The organism is Leclercia sp. LSNIH1, from assembly GCF_002902985.1.
Lineage (GTDB): Bacteria > Pseudomonadota > Gammaproteobacteria > Enterobacterales > Enterobacteriaceae > Enterobacter.
Map to the genome: position 1 here is coordinate 4,648,820 of NZ_CP026167.1, position 15,047 is coordinate 4,663,866.

Below are 15,047 nucleotides of genomic sequence, written 5' to 3' on the forward strand. Positions count from 1 at the left end.
ATCCTGTCTCCTTAGTGGATCAGCATGCCGCCGTTGACGTCGAGGGTGATGCCGGTGGAGTAAGAGGAGAGATCGCTGCCGAGGAACAGCGCGGCGCGGGCGATATCCTGCGCGTCGCCGAGGCGGTTAAGCGGAATGCCTGCCAGAATGGCGGTTTTCATCTCGTCCGAAAGTTTGCCCGCGGTGATGTCGGTCTGGATCAGCCCCGGGGTGATGCAGTTAACCCGCACGTTATCCGGCCCCAGCTCGCGGGCCATCGCCTTCGCCAGCCCCAGCACGCCCGCTTTGGCGGCGCTGTAGTGCGGCCCGCCGAAGATGCCGCCGCCGCGCTGGGCCGACACCGAGGAGATGCAGACGATGCTGCCGGACTGCTGGCCGCGCATGGTGGGGATAACGGCCTGAGACATTAAGAGCGTGCCGCGCAGGCTGACATCCAGCACCGCGTCATAGTTTTCCCGCTTAATATCCATCAGCTTGATCGGCTGGGTGATGCCGGCGTTATTCACCAGAATATCGATGCGCCCGTATTTGCCCAGCACCTGCTCGATGGCGGCATTAACCTGCAGCTCGTTGCTGACGTTCGCCGCCAGCCCCAGATGCCCCTCGCCCAGGCTTGCCGCCGCCTGCTTGCTGGCCTCTGCATCTAAATCAATAATGACCACTTTCGCGCCCTGTTCGGCATAGAGTTTTGCCGTAGCGAAACCCAAACCGCGTGCGGAAGCCGCGCCGGTAATAACGGCGACTTTATCTTTCAGTAGCATATATTTACTCCAAAATATTGAGAGGTGTTTAATTTATTATTTCGGTTCTTCCAGCAGGGTAATCATTAATAAGCCAACGGCTGCGCAAATACCGAAATAAATAAAGACAGAATTAAAACTTCCTGTTTTATCCAGCAGATAACCCGCCAGCATGGGCGAAACAAATCCGCCGAGATTACCGCCGCTATTAATAATGGATGCGGCGATGGGATAGGTTTTACTGTCCGCCACCGCCATGCCGTAGGCGGTAAAAGCGGGCCAGCCGATATTCAGGCACAGGCCAACGAAGAACAGCCCCACGCACACCGCCACGGTGCTTTGCGGAATATTGAGCATGATGACCATCATTAATACGGTGCTGATAGCGGTAAACATCATGGTCGGCTTGCGTCGGCGGCCCAGGAGCTTGTCCGACACGTAGCCGCCGAAAATCGCCCCGATAAAGCCGCCGATGCAGGGCATGCTGGCGACCAGCCCCATGCTCATGAAGGTAAAGCCTTTCTCTTTGACCAGGTAGAGCGGGATCCAGGTCAGCAGGCCGTAGAGCACGCTCACCATCATGAAGTAGGCCACGCAGTCGCCAAGAATATTCTTCGAGGTGAAGAGACCTTTTACCGTCTCTATCGGGGCCAGCTCGCGCACGCGGATCAACCGGTCGAGGCGGTTGAAGCGCGGTTCAATCACGATATTTTCCCGCCGGGTTTCCGCTGCGTTTTGCCCCCCGACGATGGTCTCCAACTCAGCTTTAGAGACCATCGGGCTCTCTGCGGGACGGGTGCGCACCAGCAGATACCAGAGCACGGCAATCACCAGCCCCGGAATGGCGAAGGAGAAAAAGACCCAGCGCCAGCCCCAGGTCATGGCGATCCACACCGCCAGCGGCGGCACCAGAATGGGGGCGAACATGGTAGCGGCGATATAGACGCCGGTGGCGGTCGCTTTCTCCTTCGGCGGGAACCAGTTATTGATGGTGGAGGCCAGCCCCACCGGGCAGGGGCCTTCCGTCAGGCCCAGCCCGAGGCGGATAAACTTCAGCCCCAGCACCGAGGTGGCGGTGCCCATCAGCCAGGTGAAAGCAGAGAAGCCAAATATCGACAGGGCCACCATGCCGCGAATGCCTTTTTTAGCAATAAAAAAGCCCGCCGGGATCTGGCTCAGGGCATAGCCTAAAAAAAACATGCTGGCGATGGCGCCGGCCTCGAAATTATTGATATGAAATTCATCGATGATAAAGGGAAGCACGGCGCCAATATTGGTTCTGTCTGCATAATTAATGGCATACACAATAAATATTAACGCCAGCACCACGAAGCGGTAATTGGTTTTTTTAGTGGCTATGTAGGGGACAGCTTGTTCTATACGAGACATGTTTTACCTCATTATTCGATCAACGTGAGTCGTTTTAATTTCGCGTTCAAACTCAATATATCGGCTTACGTTTGAAACACCATTCAATAAAACTCATTTATTGCTGAGATAAATTTGATTCGCGAAGCGCGTCATAAAAATAACGGCTTCGTTTATGGGGATATAGGTTTTTTAAAAATGTGGCGGGGATCCTGTTTAATCCATTCAGCCGCAATAATATTGCCGGTGCAGGGTCAGAATGTTATGTTTTTTTACCGCAACATCCTCAAGGAGGACCGGTTATGCCCGCGCAGGATCGCCAGACGCTCCCCATCCCTTCGCTGCGAAACATTCAGTCTTTTATCGCGGTCGCCAACTCCCTGAGCATTCACCTGGCGGCCGAGCAGCTTAACGTCACCCCCTCGGCGGTGAGCCATCAGATCGCCTCCCTGGAGTCCTGGATGGGCAAAAAGCTGTTTATCCGCAGCGGCAAGGGGGTCACCCTTACGCCTACCGGAGAGAAGTATCTGCGGGAGGTCTCGGCGGCCATGAGCGCCATCGGGCGCGCCACCGAGCAGGTGATCAAAGAGAAGGAGAACGCTGTGCTGCGCGTGCACTCCTCCCCGACCTTCGGTTTATCCTGGCTGCTGCGCCGCCTGGGCAAGTTCCGCGCCGAATATCCCGATATCATCCTCAACCTCACCTGCTCTTATGAGAACCTGCAGTTCGCCCGGGATAATATCGACATCGACATTCGCCACGGCATCCCGGACTGGGACGCCTACCGGGTGATGACCATTAAAAATGACGCGCTGGTGGTGCTGGCCTCGCCCGATTACCTGCGCGAGCATCCGGTACAGTCACCGCAGGATCTCTTACAGCAGGCGCTGATTTCATCCACCAGCACCCTGGTGAACTGGGAGAAGTGGTTTGCCTGGCACAATATCGACCGGCCCTGGCTCAACTTCAGCCTGAGCTTCGATCGCTCCTATATGAGCTTTGAGGCGGCGCGCATGGGGCTGGGATTTATTCTTGAAAGCAAAATGATGGCCACCGATCATCTGAACGATGGCTCGCTGGTGCAGGTGCTGCCGGACAGCATGGGGATCGCCATAAATGCCCATCATCTGGTGATGCCGCACATGAACGAGCGTAGCTGGAAGATCCAGCAGTTTGTCGAGTGGATCGACCGGGAGTTGCGGCTGTCGGGGTATCACCTGTAACGCCGGGTGGCGGCTTCGCCTTACCCGGCCTACAGAACGTGCGGTCTGATGCCCTTCCCCACAGAGCTGAGGAACCCCAGGTAATTTAATTGCCTTTAAAGCAATGAAATAATCAAATAAAAATTAGGAACTTAAAGCGGCTCCCTGGTCCGGCTGAAAATCGCCGAAGCGTTTCCGGAAGGCCGGGGCGAGGTTTGCTTTTACCTCGTAGGCCGGGTAAGGCGTAACCGCCACCCGGCTTCACATCACCCCACCGTGCCCCACACCAGATTCCCGTTATGGAAGGTCGCGGTACGCGGAGAGATGCGCGCCACCGCTTCGGCGGAGCAGGAGGCGTCCACCAGCACAAAGCTGGCGGCATCCTGGGCTTTCGGCCATACGCGTTCGCCTTTATCGTTCAGCGGCAGCACGTCGCCGGTGGCGATACCCAGCGCGCGGGAGAGCGTCTGCTCGTTCGGGCGGATGTAGAGCTGGGCATAGAGATTCGCTTTTTCCAGCATGTCCCCCAGGCCATACGGCGACCAGTGGTCGATCACGCTGTCGGTCCCGGTCATGACAAACACGCCTTTGTCACGCAGCTGCCTGAGCGGCATGTGGAGCGTGCCAATCGGCACAGTGGAGGCGATAGTCACCTGCTGCGCCGCCATGCGGGTGGCGATCTCATCCACCTGCTGTTCGTTCATCGTCGCCAGCGCAAAGGCGTGGCTGATGGTCAGCTTGCCCTTAAGCTCCGGAGTCTTCTCTACGGTCTGCACCATGTAGTTCACCGCCGCCACGCCCGCCGGGCTGGTTTCGTGCAGGTGGATATCCACCCCTTTGTCGTAATCGAGCGCAATCTGGAACATCAGGTCGAGGGATTTCTCCATCGCGCCGTCAACGCTGGTGGGATCCAGCCCGCCAACATAGTGCGCCCCGGCCTGCATCGCCTCGCGCATCAGCTTTTCAGCGTTTGAGAGTAACAGGCCGTGCTGCGGGAAGGCGACAATCTCACAGTCAAACCCGGGTTTACGCCGGGCCAGTACCGCCTGTAAATTTTCCAGGTTTTTTAACCCGGAGGTTGGCTCGATATTGCAGTGGCTGCGGGCGATGGTGGAGCCCTTCGACTGGATCAGGTCGATCAATTTTTCCGCCCGCTCCTGGGTATAAGGTTGCAGCTCCGGGAGCAGCTTTTGCTCCAGGCGGATCATATCCTGAATGGTAGTGCCCGCCGGGCGGTTGAGCGAGCGCCACGGGCCGCCGTAGAAGGTCTTATCCAGATGGATGTGCATATCGCGCATCGCCGGTAACAGCAGTTTGCCGCCCGCATCGTAGTGCGGCAGCGTGGCGTCGGCGTGGCTGTTGTTGTCGCGCAGGGCGGCAATCTTGCCGTCCTTGATCTCCAGCGTTTTCAGTTCGGTGCGGGTGCTGACGGCCACGTCGCCGTCGACGTTAAACCCGGCCTCCAGCAGCACGTTGTCCAGATAGTAGTGTGTCGCGGTAATGTTCATCGGTTTGCCCGTCTCGCAGGTCGCTTTTGCGGTGTCTGCAGCATACGCGACGGAGCCAGCAGTGCCAAACAGGGCGCAGGCGGTTGCAGCGGTGGCGATTTTGCCGCTCTGGCTGAGAAACTCCCGGCGGCTTTTATTCTCACTCATTGTCTTGTCCTTTTACTTACGCATTCACACAGCGGGCGGGAAGCCCGCCAGGGTTAAGCCACAATATGGGTCCCGGTTTCACCACGCAGGGCTGCGGGCAGGCAGTCCGGCGAGGTGATGATCACCCGCTTGCCGCCGTGGTGCAGAAATTCCAGCGAGGCCACAATTTTCGGCAGCATACTGCCCGCCGGGAAGTGCCCCTCTTCCATATAGCGCGTCATCTGCGCCACGTTGACAGTGTCCAGCGCCTGCTGGTCTGGCTTGCCGAAGTTAATGCACACTCTCTCCACCCCGGTAGTGATCACCAGCACGTCGGCGCGGATTTCACGCGCCAGCAGCGCGGTAGAGAGATCTTTGTCGATCACCGCATCCACGCTCTGGTAGTCGCCCTGTTCGGTACGCACCACCGGAATGCCACCACCGCCCGCGCCAATCACCACAAAGCCTTGTTGCGTCAGGGCCTTGATGGCATCCGCCTCAACGATGCGTAGCGGCTGGGGCGAGGCCACCACCCGGCGGTATCCGCGGCCGGAATCCTCGACGAAATGCCAGTCGGGATGGGCGCGTTGCAGCTCATCGCGCTGCGTCTCGCTGAAAAACGCCCCGATGGGCTTGGCAGGATGGGTAAAGCCGGGATCGTTTTTATCCACCTCCACCTGGGTGACCACCGTGACCGCTTTCTGCTCCCCGCGGGCGGCAAGGCGGTTGTTGAGCGCCTGCTGGATCAGGTAGCCGATGCCGCCCTGGGTATCGGCCACGCAGTTCGCCAGCGGGGTCAGGGGGAGCCCTTCCCGCTCGTGGGCAATCTCGGCGCGGCGCAGATCCAGCCCCACCTGCGGGCCGTTGCCGTGGGTGAGGACGATGTCGTAGTCCGAGGCCAGCATCTCCAGCACCGACTCGGCCACCGCTTTCACCGCCTGCGCCTGGTGCTCAATCGACTGGCTGGCGTTATCTTTGATAATGCTGTTGCCGCCAATGGCAACGACCATAAGCTCTTTCATACGTTGTCCTTTATAACGGTGCCCGACGTCGCGCTTGCCGCTTCGCGGCTATCCAGAATATGCTTCAGCACAAACATGCCGCTCATCATCAGGTAAGCCAGCACAAAGGTCAGCGAACTGCCCTCAGCAAAGCCCACCACCGGAGCGTGGATCACCCCGAACAGCGCCAGCAGCGCACCGACCGCAGCGGCAACGGCACCGCGCAACGGCTTGTTGACGATGGCGAAGATGGCGATACAGCCCCACAGCATGCTGGCGAGCGGTGCGCCGTTACCCAGGTGCATCAGCCCTTCGTAGTAAATGCCCTTGCTGTGCAGCACGTCGGTGCCGATTTTCGCCGCGTTGGTGCCCGCCGCGCCCATCACGCTGTTCATCATGGTCAGCGCCCAGTTGGCGATCCACGGGAAGAGACAGATAAAGATGACGGGCACCTCCACTTTGGGCGTCTCCCTCACCACCTGGTTGGCGGTAACCACGCCGATAAAGACCAGAATCGGCACGATGGCGGTCATTGGGATGATGGCGAGCATAAAGGCTCCCAGCCCGAACAGCGGCACGATGAACATGGTGACGCCGGAGGCCAGCGTGTAGCCGATGCTGGCCCCCATCGCTTTCCAGCCCGCGTGGCCGACGTAGACCGTTACCGGGAACGGGTTCCCCATCAGGCAGCCGAGCATGGACGAGAGCCCGTTGGCCAGCATCACCTTGCGGGTCGGGTACTCATCCCCCGCCGCGTGGGCGCTTTCGATGTTCTCCAGGTCAAAGATGTAGTTGGCCAGCCCCAGCGGCACGGCAGAGGCCAGATACGGCAGGGCGTGCGGCAGGCCCTGCATAAAGCTGTCGATATGCACTTCCGGCGGGTTAAAGCCGAAGGAGGACATCGACGCCTTGATCGCTTCCGGGCTTTGCAGGCCGGAGATCCACGCCAGGGCCGTACCGGCGATCAGCAGCAGGAGACCGGTGGGGATGCGGGCGAAGATCGGCTTTTTGCCGAACCAGTTGATGAAGATCAGCAGCAGGACGATAAAGGAGACCGTCGGCGCTTCGAACGCCTGCAACATCGGGTTCATCGCCAGCAGCAGCAGACCCAGACCGGAGAGGCACGAGAGCAGCACGGTACGCGGGATCATCTTGCGGATGGTTTCGCCGAGGAAGGAACCGCCCGCGAGGATCATCGCCTCCACGAAGCACCACACCAGACCAATCTGGATGGCGAAATCCGCGTCACCGGTCTGCTGGTAGACCGGCATCAGCACCAGAAAAGTGACGGTGAAGATCGAGGGCGCGCTCGGCCCCGACGGCAGCGCAGTCACGTCGTTACGCCCGGTCTGGCGCGCCATCTGCAGACCAAACCACGCGTAGCAGACGCTCGCCACCAGCACCGCCAGCCCGAAGGCTGGCGCAATACGTCCATAAACAATCTCTTTCGGGATGCCGACGACAAAAATGAGCAGCCCCATCATGGTCAGCAGGTTCGTCAGGTTGTTGGTCATCAACCCGAAGTACGCCGCCCAGTCACCTCTTTTCCACTCCAGTTTCATGCTTTTCATGGATGCTTACCTTAAAGGAAGTAGCGATCGCGGAAGGCCAACAGCGCCTTTTCAAAACAGCTAAACGGCGGGTGAACGATGCCCGCCCCAATCATGCCGATGCCCGCATCTTTATGGGCGATGGCGGTGTTGATCACCGGCAGAATACCGCTGCCCCCCACGCGGGTGATGTCGATGGCGGTGGGAATGCCCATAAAAGAGAGCAGCGGAATGGTGACGTTCGGGTTTTCGCCGAGGGTGATCTCGCGCATCTGGCGGGAGAAGTCGATGGCTTCTTCCACCGTGCCGCCCACCAGGGCGACAATCGCCGGAGCCGTCGCCATGGCAAAGCCACCGATGCCGTAGGTTTCGGTGATGGCGCTGTCCCCGATATCCAGCCCGGAATCTTCCGGTTTGTAGCCCGCGAACATCGGGCCAATCACCTGCTGCGCCGGGCCGGTGAACCACTGCCCCGGCAGGCCGGAGACGCGCAGGCCGAACTCGTAGCCGTTGCGCGCCATGGTGGTGACTACGGTGCTGTACTCGATGCCGTGGGCAGCGTCCAGCGCGGCTTTACACATTGCCATCCAGGTTGGGCCGGAGAAGTAGTCGCTGCTGGCGACAAACTCAAACACCTCGCGCTGCTGCTCCACCGGATAGCCCGCCTGGATCAGCCCCGGGGTCAGGGCCTGAATCAGCAGCGTGGTACCGGCGTTGTTGCGGTTGTGGCACTCGTCGCCCATGTGCAGCGCCTGAGCCAGCATCAGGCGCAGATCGATTTCGCCGATGATCTTCATGGCGTCGCGCAGCATCGGGCCGAGCACGTCGCGCATCCAGTTCAGGCGGTCGATAACGCTCTGGTCGTTGGCCCCCATGCGCAGGATCTTCGCCATCTGCTCGCTGAGGTTGGTGAAGGCGCGGTTGCCGTAGGTTTTGTTCTCGACGATATGCATAAACATCGACGCCGAGGTGACGCCCGCCATCGACCCCACGCAGTCGTGCTCGTGACACGGCGAGAAGGTGATCTCGCCTGAGGCGGCCAATTGCGCCGCCTCTTCCAGATCTCTGGCTAAGCCTTCAAATACCAGCGCACCGGTGACCGCCCCTCTCATCGCCCCGCACATGTTCTCCCAGGCCACCGGCGGGCCGGCGTGCAGAATGGTGGTGCGGGTCATGCCTGGCACGACGTTGATCGCCTGATCAAAGCCCACCAGCACCGGATGGGACTGGATAATGCGCTCCAGCGCAACCTTGTTAGCCGCGGCGATTTTCTCCGCCAGCGAGTTTTCTGCCAGCTGATCGAGGGCCTCAACGACCTGCATATTGCCCTGCCCCGGCGGGGTCCAGTCGAGATGGGTGACCGGGACGTGCTGCTTCTTCAGATCGTCGCTGAACAGGGCGATGCCGACGTTAATGACGTTCAGCGGCTGGTTAAATAAGGTGGTCATCAGGCTTTCTCTCCTTTGAAGACAAATTCACGTGCCAGTAATCCGGTGTTAGTGCTGCTGCTGGCCCAGATGACGCCCGCGTCGGTGAGCCGCTGGCACTGCTGCGCCAGCGACTGGGGATCCTGGTCGGTGCCAAGCACATAGCCGAGGATGACCAGCGGCCGGTGATCGGCCTTCGCGATCGCCTGCGCCTCCTGGATCGCCTCGATCATCACCCCTACCGGATCGTCATGCGATCCAAAGCCGAGGACGAAATCCATCACGATCACGCCTACTTCCGGATCGCGTGCCTCCTGCAACAGGCGGCTGATGCGGTTGGTCGGATCGATCATCGGGTGCGGTTTGCCGTTGGTGAAATCGTCATCGCCGAAATCGAGGAAGGTATGGGCCTGGCTGACGTTGATGTCCTTCAGGCGCTTAGCCGGGTCCGGCTGGATGTTGCTGTAGACCTCGTCATATTTCTCCAGCGCGGCGAACATCGCTTCGTCGCACAGGGTGCCGCCGCAGAAGAGGCCGCGAATGTACTTCTGCTGCGGGGTGAGATGGGCGCGCACCTCTTCAATCAGCGGCCAGTTGAGCGGGTGCAGATCGAGGGACTCTTGTTTGATGCCGGTGAGCAGCACCGCCTTCAGCGCCGCCTCTTTGGTGCCGCGGGCAAACTGTAATCCCGCTTCATCGGCAGGCGGCTCGTTGCGACCAAGGAAACAGACTACGACCGGTTTGCGGCAGGCGCGGGCGCGGGCCAGCACTTTCTCGGCCACCGCAGGCGCTGGCGGCTTGGAGATCAGGGCGATGACCTGGGTGGCCTCGTCCGCTTCCAGCATGGCGATAGCATCCAGCATCATCAGGCCGCCGATTTTTTCACTCAGATCGCGGCCGCCGGTGCCGATCAGCTGGGAGATGCCGCCGCCGAATTCGTGGATGCGCGCGCTCAGCTCCTGGCTGCCGGTGCCGGAGGCGCCGACGATGCCAATGGATCCGCGACGGACCGCGTTGGCGAAGCAGAGCCCTGCCCCGTTAATGATGGCGGTGCCGCAGTCCGGCCCCATCATTAACAGTCCTTTTTCGTGGGCCAGTTGCTTGAGCGCCAGCTCGTCGTCGAGGGAGACGTTATCCGAGAAGAGCATTACGTTGAGGTTGTTCTCCAGCGCCTGGCGCGCCTCACGGGCGGCAAAGGTGCCGTTGACCGAAATCACCGCCAGGTTGGCGTCCGGGCGGTGGGTTTTGGCGCTGGCGAGCGTGGCGTAGCGCGATTCGTGTGAGCCTGCGCGCTCCTTGCGGGTAAACAGCGCCTCGATGGCGGCCAGCGTCTCGTCGTTGGCGGCCTCACCTTTAATCACGATCATCAGATCGCCGTTTTTGGCGTCTTCTAATTCCGGCGTCAGCAGACCGAGATTTTTTAATACGCCTTTATTCATTTCGGTGGCCATAGCAACAAAGGCCTGCTCCACGCCGGGCAATTTGTTGGCTTTGGTGGAAACCGACATCAGCGAAACAGAATCAAAATAGGTATTCTTTCTTATCACGATTTTGGTGGGCATTACGTCCTCCTGAATGCGGGCAAAAGGGGGCCACATCACGCCCGAAGGCATGACGGCAAGAGCTATTTTTAATTCAGGCCAGCGCGAAACGGCTGGCCGGGAGTATTACGCGCCGGCGGCGATCAGCAGGTCGGCAATTTCGCTGAAGCCTTTTTCCCGCGCCAGTTCGAGGGGGGATTTGCCGTATTTATCGGTCATATGCGGGTTGGCGCCGTGGTCGAGCAGCAGCTTCACAATCGCCTGCTGGCGAGGGCCGCCGTCATTTAACACAATGGCTTCGAGCAGCGGGGTCCAGCCGACAAAGTTGGTGTGGTTAACGTTGATGTCGGTGCGGGCCAGCAGCTCCTGCACCACCTCCAGATGCCCTTTCTCGCTGGCCGGGGTGATCCCCACCCCGCCAAAACGGGTCAGCCTGTCGAGATCCGGGTTGGCCGGTAGCACAAGACGCAGCAGGGTGAGATCGTTGGTCAGGCAGCTAATCAGGAACGGGTTGAAACAGGTCTGATCCTGCTGGTCGATATTTGCGCCCGCGGCAATCAGCCGCTCCACGCAGGAATAGTGTTTATTCAGGCTGGCGATAATAATGGCGGTTCTTTTCTGCCGGTTGGTGGCGTTTATATCCACCCCTTTTTCCAGACAGGCGTTTAATGCCTCGACATTCCCCTGTTCGGCGGCTAACAGAAATTCAGTAACGAGTTCATTGCTGGACATATCCACACTCCGGGTTTTCCTTTCTGATGGAGTGAGCATAGCAATGGCCTGGTCAGAAAAGAATCCGCTTAAAAATGATTCATCGACAGGCAATTCATTGTTGAGATAAATTTAACAGTCCGGTCAAAACGTGCGTCCGTGCAATCTTTTTCTTATCTTTGGCCGCGTTTTTACCGCCCGCGCTGCATTCTGCTTATGGTTAACGAGCCCTTGCCCGGCGGGGCTCGCAGCAATTTCGCAGAACTGTGACCGGCTTCAAATGAGTTGTAACCGCGTTGTTAAAATATGTTCAAAACTGATGGGTGCCAGGAGCCATGATATGAATTCCATCTTTACCGAAGAGAACCTGCTGGCGTTTACTACCGCGGCCCGCTTCAGCAGCTTCAGCAAAGCGGCTACCGAACTGGGGGTCACCACCTCGGCCATCAGCTATACCATCAAGCGCATGGAGACCGGCCTCGACGTGGTGCTGTTTGTGCGTAACACCCGCAGCATCGAGCTCACCGAATCGGGCTTTTACTTTTACCGTAAGGCGGTAGACCTGCTGAATGACTTCCATGCCATCAAGCGCGGGATAGATACCATCTCCCAGGGCATTGAGACGCGGGTGCGGATCTGCATCAACCAGCTGCTCTATACGCCGCGCCATACCGCCCGCCTGTTGCAGGTATTAAAGAAACAGTTCCCCACCTGCCAGATCACCGTCACTACCGAGGTCTATAACGGCGTCTGGGATTCGATCATCAATAATCAGGCGAACATCGCCATTGGCGCGCCGGATACCCTGCTGGACGGCGGCGGGATCGATTACACCGAGATTGGCGCGATCCGCTGGGTGTTTGCCATCGCCCCGGACCACCCGCTGGCCCTGGCCCCGGAGCCGCTGGCCGAGAGCCAGCTGCGCCTGTATCCCAACATCATGGTCGAAGACACGGCGCATACCATTAACAAGAAAGTGGGCTGGCTGCTGCACGGCCAGGAGGCGATCCTGGTCCCGGATTTTAATACTAAATGCCAGTGCCAGATTCTGGGTGAAGGAATCGGTTTTTTACCGGAACATATGGCGAGAGAGGCGGTGGAGGCGGGGCTACTGGTGACGCGGCGCATCAATAATCCGCGCCAGGACTCGCGCATGCTGCTTGCCACGCAGCATGCGGCAACCGGTCTGGTCACCCGTTGGATCAAACAGCAGTTCGCGCCCGACGGGGTGCTGACCGGGATCTACAGCGATTTACTGTGGCGGGATTAGCTGCGGCTTTGCACCCAAAACGCATGGATAAGGCCGGGGAGGTAACCCAGCAGCGTCAGGATGACGTTGAGGATAAAGGCCCAGCCAAACCCTTTGCCCAGCAGCACGCCAAGCGGGGGAAGCAGGATGGTAATTACGATACGCCAGAAACCCATAGATTCTCCATACAAGCAGTCAGGTCATTGTAAAAAAAGAGATTTTCACTCTAAGAGTAGCGAGTCTACGCACAGCTGCCAGCGTTGGCGTGAAGTTTTACCCTCTTTTACCCTCTTTACACAGGTTTAGGCGGGCGATTAAGGGGTATTCCACCCGCCGCGCTGTACCGCGGCCTGCGCCTGGGCTAAGCTCGGAGCTCATCTATCAGAAGGAGGTAACTATGTTTTCTGTTGGCGATCTCGTACAGCCGCGCATGGGCGGCCCGAAACTTAAAGTCATCGAAGTGCATGAAGATCAGATTGTGGCGGTGCAGGCAAGTAACGAGCAGGGCGAGAAGTTCACCCTGAAAGCAGCGGATGTGGCGCTGTATAAAGAAGATGGCGATTTCGGCGTCTGCTAAGCGCCGGTGCTACCGGGCGGTGTCAATCCGCCCGGTCTGCGCGGATTAAATCAGGAAATCATCCAGCGATTTACCCTCTGCCAGCGCAAGGGAGATCGGCTTCGGCGTACGTCCCTGGCCGGTCCAGGTTTTTTCAGTGCCATCGAGATCGGTATAGCGATATTTTGCAGCACGCGGTTTGCGCTTTTTCGGCTGCGCGCTGGTGCTCAGCAGTTCCGAACCCAGCAGGTCTTCGGCCGAAATACCGTCAGCTTTCATCATCTCCAGCAGAGCGCTAATTTTCTGCTGCTGCTCAGCACGCTGCTGTTCAATCTCAGCCTGCTCGTTACGTTTTTCTTCCGTGACGATGCGCAGCTTTTCGAGCATATCTTCCAGCACGTCCAGAGAGAATTCACGCGCCATCGCGCGGAGTGTACGGATATTATTAAGAGTGTGTAATGTTGAAGTCATATAATATGAAAACCTTTTCAAAAGTCTGCTAAATAATCAATACCGGCTCATGGTAATTCATTTGTTTATAAACATCCAGACGATACCGCACGAAAATATAATCCAGCCCAACATCTGAGAATAAAGAATATATAACGGAGGTTATTTTTAGAATGTATGATTTATTCAGCGTAGCCGTTTAACCATTATTTATTTGTCCTGTGTTATTACCCGCATCAATGGCGGTGACGCCCTCGCCCGAAACGAATAGCCATTCACTGGTTTCGCATAAAACCAAACTCTTACTTCCAGAGCTTTACGCTACATAGCGACCACTTAGCAACACAAGTTGCTTGAGAGGTGCGCTTTTTACCTTATCTGCAGAGAGCTCATGCCAGAGCGCAGAAAGAAAACCACTTAAGCCATTGTTTAACATTGATAAAAATAACCAGGACAGAGAAAATAACGCCGTTCTGGCAAAACCGGTTCGTTTAGAGAATTTTACGGACAAAACGCCATTAAATAAAAATTTATCGCTAATTGAGAGTTTTAATGCAGAGAGATACGCTATACACGAAAAACAAAGCAAACTAAAGCACTATCCCAACCCGCTTTAGCCTCGTTATCGTATCATCTTCAGGAGTCAGAACATGTTCTCACGGCAGTCTCGCCTGCGCCACGCTGTAGCGGACACATTTGCAATGGTGGTCTACTGTTCGGTGGTGAACATGCTGATTGAAATATTCCTCTCCGGAATGACCTTTGAGCAGTCACTTTCTTCACGTCTGGTCGCCGTGCCGGTGAACATCCTTATTGCATGGCCGTACGGTTTCTACCGCGATGCGGTGATGCGTTTTGCCCGCCGCTATTCATCTACTGGCTGGATGAAAAATCTGGCGGACGTGGTGGCCTATGTTACCTTCCAGTCGCCGGTATATGTCGCCATTTTATTAACGGTGGGCGCAGACTGGCACCAGATCGCCGCTGCTGTAAGCTCGAATATTGTGGTGTCGATGATGATGGGCGCCGTCTACGGCTATTTCCTCGACTACTGCCGACGTCTGTTTAAAGTGAGCCAGTACCAGCAGATCAAGGCCTGAAACACGGCGACTGGCGAAAGCCAGTCGCGTCGTTATTGCGAGTCGCCAAACAGGCCTTTCAGAAAGCGCTCCAGCGCCATGCGGGAACTGAAACCATGCGGAATACCATAATGTTCCTGATTATTGCCCCCTAAATAGAGCGGGAACTGCTGGTAATGGTCGCTGGTTTTCATCTCTGAAGCAGGCTCCGCGAAGGAAAGACTTCTCTCTTTCAACGTCGGATGAATGATCAGCGCAGTGCGCCCCATGCGGGCTTCCCGGTTCACATAAACATAATTATCGCCACGACGATAACCGTATGCTTTTTGTGTTACCACATCCACCGTAAATCCCGCTTTTTCAAGTTCGCGCGCAACCTCATCGGGTCGTAAATACATATTCTTTCCTCGTTATCATTTCCTGCCGGGCAACCTTACCGTATTCAGCATTAGCAGTGCTTTCAGAAAAATCCATAAACGGCCTGATAAGCCGTGACCGGCTTCAGATATTAAAAAGGTGGTCTAAACTGTTTATTACCG

At 57.5% G+C, this 15,047-nt stretch carries 15 protein-coding genes; 4 read left to right on the top strand and 11 right to left on the bottom strand.

Going from position 1 to position 15,047, the window contains the following annotated elements; all coding sequences use genetic code 11:
* Positions 1–11: 11 nt before the first annotated feature.
* Together C2U54_RS22880 and C2U54_RS22885 are read right to left on the bottom strand one after the other, a co-directional pair.
* On the bottom strand, positions 12–761 hold the full coding sequence (locus C2U54_RS22880) for an SDR family NAD(P)-dependent oxidoreductase (RefSeq protein ID WP_103180846.1): 750 nt from the start codon (positions 759–761) through the stop codon (positions 12–14).
* Between the two features lie 36 nt (positions 762–797).
* Positions 798–2,129, bottom strand: a complete 1,332-nt coding sequence (locus tag C2U54_RS22885) for an MFS transporter (RefSeq protein ID WP_103180847.1) — start codon at positions 2,127–2,129, stop codon at positions 798–800.
* Positions 2,130–2,410: 281 nt separating this feature from the next.
* On the opposite strand from C2U54_RS22885, the gene C2U54_RS22890 reads away from it, so the two are divergent.
* Positions 2,411–3,331 (top strand): LysR substrate-binding domain-containing protein, encoded by a 921-nt coding sequence (locus C2U54_RS22890; protein WP_103180848.1) that lies wholly within the window; start codon positions 2,411–2,413, stop codon positions 3,329–3,331.
* Positions 3,332–3,576: 245 nt separating this feature from the next.
* Here C2U54_RS22890 and C2U54_RS22895 read toward each other — a convergent pair whose 3' ends face one another.
* From C2U54_RS22895 to C2U54_RS22920, 6 genes are all read right to left on the bottom strand, one after another.
* On the bottom strand, positions 3,577–4,965 hold the full coding sequence (locus C2U54_RS22895; protein WP_103180849.1) for an amidohydrolase family protein: 1,389 nt from the start codon (positions 4,963–4,965) through the stop codon (positions 3,577–3,579).
* 53 nt (positions 4,966–5,018) lie between these two features.
* On the bottom strand, positions 5,019–5,966 hold the full coding sequence (locus tag C2U54_RS22900; RefSeq protein ID WP_103180850.1) for a carbamate kinase family protein: 948 nt from the start codon (positions 5,964–5,966) through the stop codon (positions 5,019–5,021).
* On the bottom strand, positions 5,963–7,516 hold the full coding sequence (locus C2U54_RS22905) for a xanthine permease (protein ID WP_103180851.1): 1,554 nt from the start codon (positions 7,514–7,516) through the stop codon (positions 5,963–5,965). Before C2U54_RS22905 ends, C2U54_RS22900 begins: the two co-directional genes overlap by 4 nt.
* Before the next feature lie 11 nt (positions 7,517–7,527).
* Positions 7,528–8,943 (bottom strand): DUF1116 domain-containing protein, encoded by a 1,416-nt coding sequence (locus tag C2U54_RS22910; protein WP_199184425.1) that lies wholly within the window; start codon positions 8,941–8,943, stop codon positions 7,528–7,530.
* Positions 8,943–10,484: an acyl-CoA synthetase FdrA gene (fdrA, locus tag C2U54_RS22915; RefSeq protein WP_103180853.1), complete on the bottom strand. Its 1,542-nt coding sequence runs from the start codon at positions 10,482–10,484 to the stop codon at positions 8,943–8,945. The genes C2U54_RS22910 and fdrA overlap by 1 nt, the downstream gene beginning before the upstream one ends.
* A 105-nt stretch (positions 10,485–10,589) precedes the next feature.
* Positions 10,590–11,195 carry an ankyrin repeat domain-containing protein gene (locus tag C2U54_RS22920; RefSeq protein ID WP_103180854.1) on the bottom strand — a complete coding sequence of 202 codons (606 nt, stop codon included), beginning with the start codon at positions 11,193–11,195 and terminating at the stop codon, positions 10,590–10,592.
* Positions 11,196–11,514: 319 nt separating this feature from the next.
* Between C2U54_RS22920 and C2U54_RS22925 the strand changes: the two genes are divergently transcribed.
* Positions 11,515–12,444 (top strand): LysR substrate-binding domain-containing protein, encoded by a 930-nt coding sequence (locus tag C2U54_RS22925; protein WP_103180855.1) that lies wholly within the window; start codon positions 11,515–11,517, stop codon positions 12,442–12,444.
* Here C2U54_RS22925 and C2U54_RS22930 read toward each other — a convergent pair.
* Positions 12,441–12,599: a YqaE/Pmp3 family membrane protein gene (locus C2U54_RS22930; protein ID WP_103180856.1), complete on the bottom strand. Its 159-nt coding sequence runs from the start codon at positions 12,597–12,599 to the stop codon at positions 12,441–12,443. The genes C2U54_RS22925 and C2U54_RS22930 overlap by 4 nt on opposite strands.
* 221 nt (positions 12,600–12,820) lie before the next feature.
* On the opposite strand from C2U54_RS22930, the gene C2U54_RS22935 reads away from it, so the two are divergent.
* Positions 12,821–13,000 carry a hypothetical protein gene (locus C2U54_RS22935; protein ID WP_103180857.1) on the top strand — a complete coding sequence of 60 codons (180 nt, stop codon included), beginning with the start codon at positions 12,821–12,823 and terminating at the stop codon, positions 12,998–13,000.
* A gap of 45 nt (positions 13,001–13,045) precedes the next feature.
* On the opposite strand, the gene stpA is transcribed toward C2U54_RS22935, so the two are convergent.
* Positions 13,046–13,450: a DNA-binding protein StpA gene (gene stpA, locus C2U54_RS22940; RefSeq protein ID WP_103180858.1), complete on the bottom strand. Its 405-nt coding sequence runs from the start codon at positions 13,448–13,450 to the stop codon at positions 13,046–13,048.
* Between the two features lie 629 nt (positions 13,451–14,079).
* Here stpA and alaE point away from each other — a divergent pair.
* Positions 14,080–14,529 carry an L-alanine exporter AlaE gene (gene alaE / locus C2U54_RS22945; RefSeq protein WP_103180859.1) on the top strand — a complete coding sequence of 150 codons (450 nt, stop codon included), beginning with the start codon at positions 14,080–14,082 and terminating at the stop codon, positions 14,527–14,529.
* A gap of 32 nt (positions 14,530–14,561) precedes the next feature.
* On the opposite strand, the gene C2U54_RS22950 is transcribed toward alaE, so the two are convergent.
* Positions 14,562–14,906 (bottom strand): DUF2002 family protein, encoded by a 345-nt coding sequence (locus tag C2U54_RS22950; RefSeq protein WP_039030004.1) that lies wholly within the window; start codon positions 14,904–14,906, stop codon positions 14,562–14,564.
* Positions 14,907–15,047: the final 141 nt, after the last annotated feature.

What these genes read in the sequence shown, in the direction of transcription:
- C2U54_RS22890 (WP_103180848.1), top strand. Translation starts at nt 2,411, where the DNA reads ATGCCCGCGCAGGATCGCCAGACGCTCCCCATCCCTTCGCTGCGAAAC.
- C2U54_RS22950 (WP_039030004.1), bottom strand. Translation starts at nt 14,906, where the DNA reads ATGTATTTACGACCCGATGAGGTTGCGCGCGAACTTGAAAAAGCGGGA.
- C2U54_RS22925 (WP_103180855.1), top strand. Translation starts at nt 11,515, where the DNA reads ATGAATTCCATCTTTACCGAAGAGAACCTGCTGGCGTTTACTACCGCG.
- C2U54_RS22910 (WP_199184425.1), bottom strand. Translation starts at nt 8,943, where the DNA reads ATGACCACCTTATTTAACCAGCCGCTGAACGTCATTAACGTCGGCATC.
- fdrA (WP_103180853.1), bottom strand. Translation starts at nt 10,484, where the DNA reads ATGCCCACCAAAATCGTGATAAGAAAGAATACCTATTTTGATTCTGTT.
- C2U54_RS22905 (WP_103180851.1), bottom strand. Translation starts at nt 7,516, where the DNA reads ATGAAAAGCATGAAACTGGAGTGGAAAAGAGGTGACTGGGCGGCGTAC.
- alaE (WP_103180859.1), top strand. Translation starts at nt 14,080, where the DNA reads ATGTTCTCACGGCAGTCTCGCCTGCGCCACGCTGTAGCGGACACATTT.
- C2U54_RS22920 (WP_103180854.1), bottom strand. Translation starts at nt 11,195, where the DNA reads ATGTCCAGCAATGAACTCGTTACTGAATTTCTGTTAGCCGCCGAACAG.
- C2U54_RS22930 (WP_103180856.1), bottom strand. Translation starts at nt 12,599, where the DNA reads ATGGGTTTCTGGCGTATCGTAATTACCATCCTGCTTCCCCCGCTTGGC.
- C2U54_RS22880 (WP_103180846.1), bottom strand. Translation starts at nt 761, where the DNA reads ATGCTACTGAAAGATAAAGTCGCCGTTATTACCGGCGCGGCTTCCGCA.
- C2U54_RS22900 (WP_103180850.1), bottom strand. Translation starts at nt 5,966, where the DNA reads ATGAAAGAGCTTATGGTCGTTGCCATTGGCGGCAACAGCATTATCAAA.
- C2U54_RS22935 (WP_103180857.1), top strand. Translation starts at nt 12,821, where the DNA reads ATGTTTTCTGTTGGCGATCTCGTACAGCCGCGCATGGGCGGCCCGAAA.
- stpA (WP_103180858.1), bottom strand. Translation starts at nt 13,450, where the DNA reads ATGACTTCAACATTACACACTCTTAATAATATCCGTACACTCCGCGCG.
- C2U54_RS22895 (WP_103180849.1), bottom strand. Translation starts at nt 4,965, where the DNA reads ATGAGTGAGAATAAAAGCCGCCGGGAGTTTCTCAGCCAGAGCGGCAAA.
- C2U54_RS22885 (WP_103180847.1), bottom strand. Translation starts at nt 2,129, where the DNA reads ATGTCTCGTATAGAACAAGCTGTCCCCTACATAGCCACTAAAAAAACC.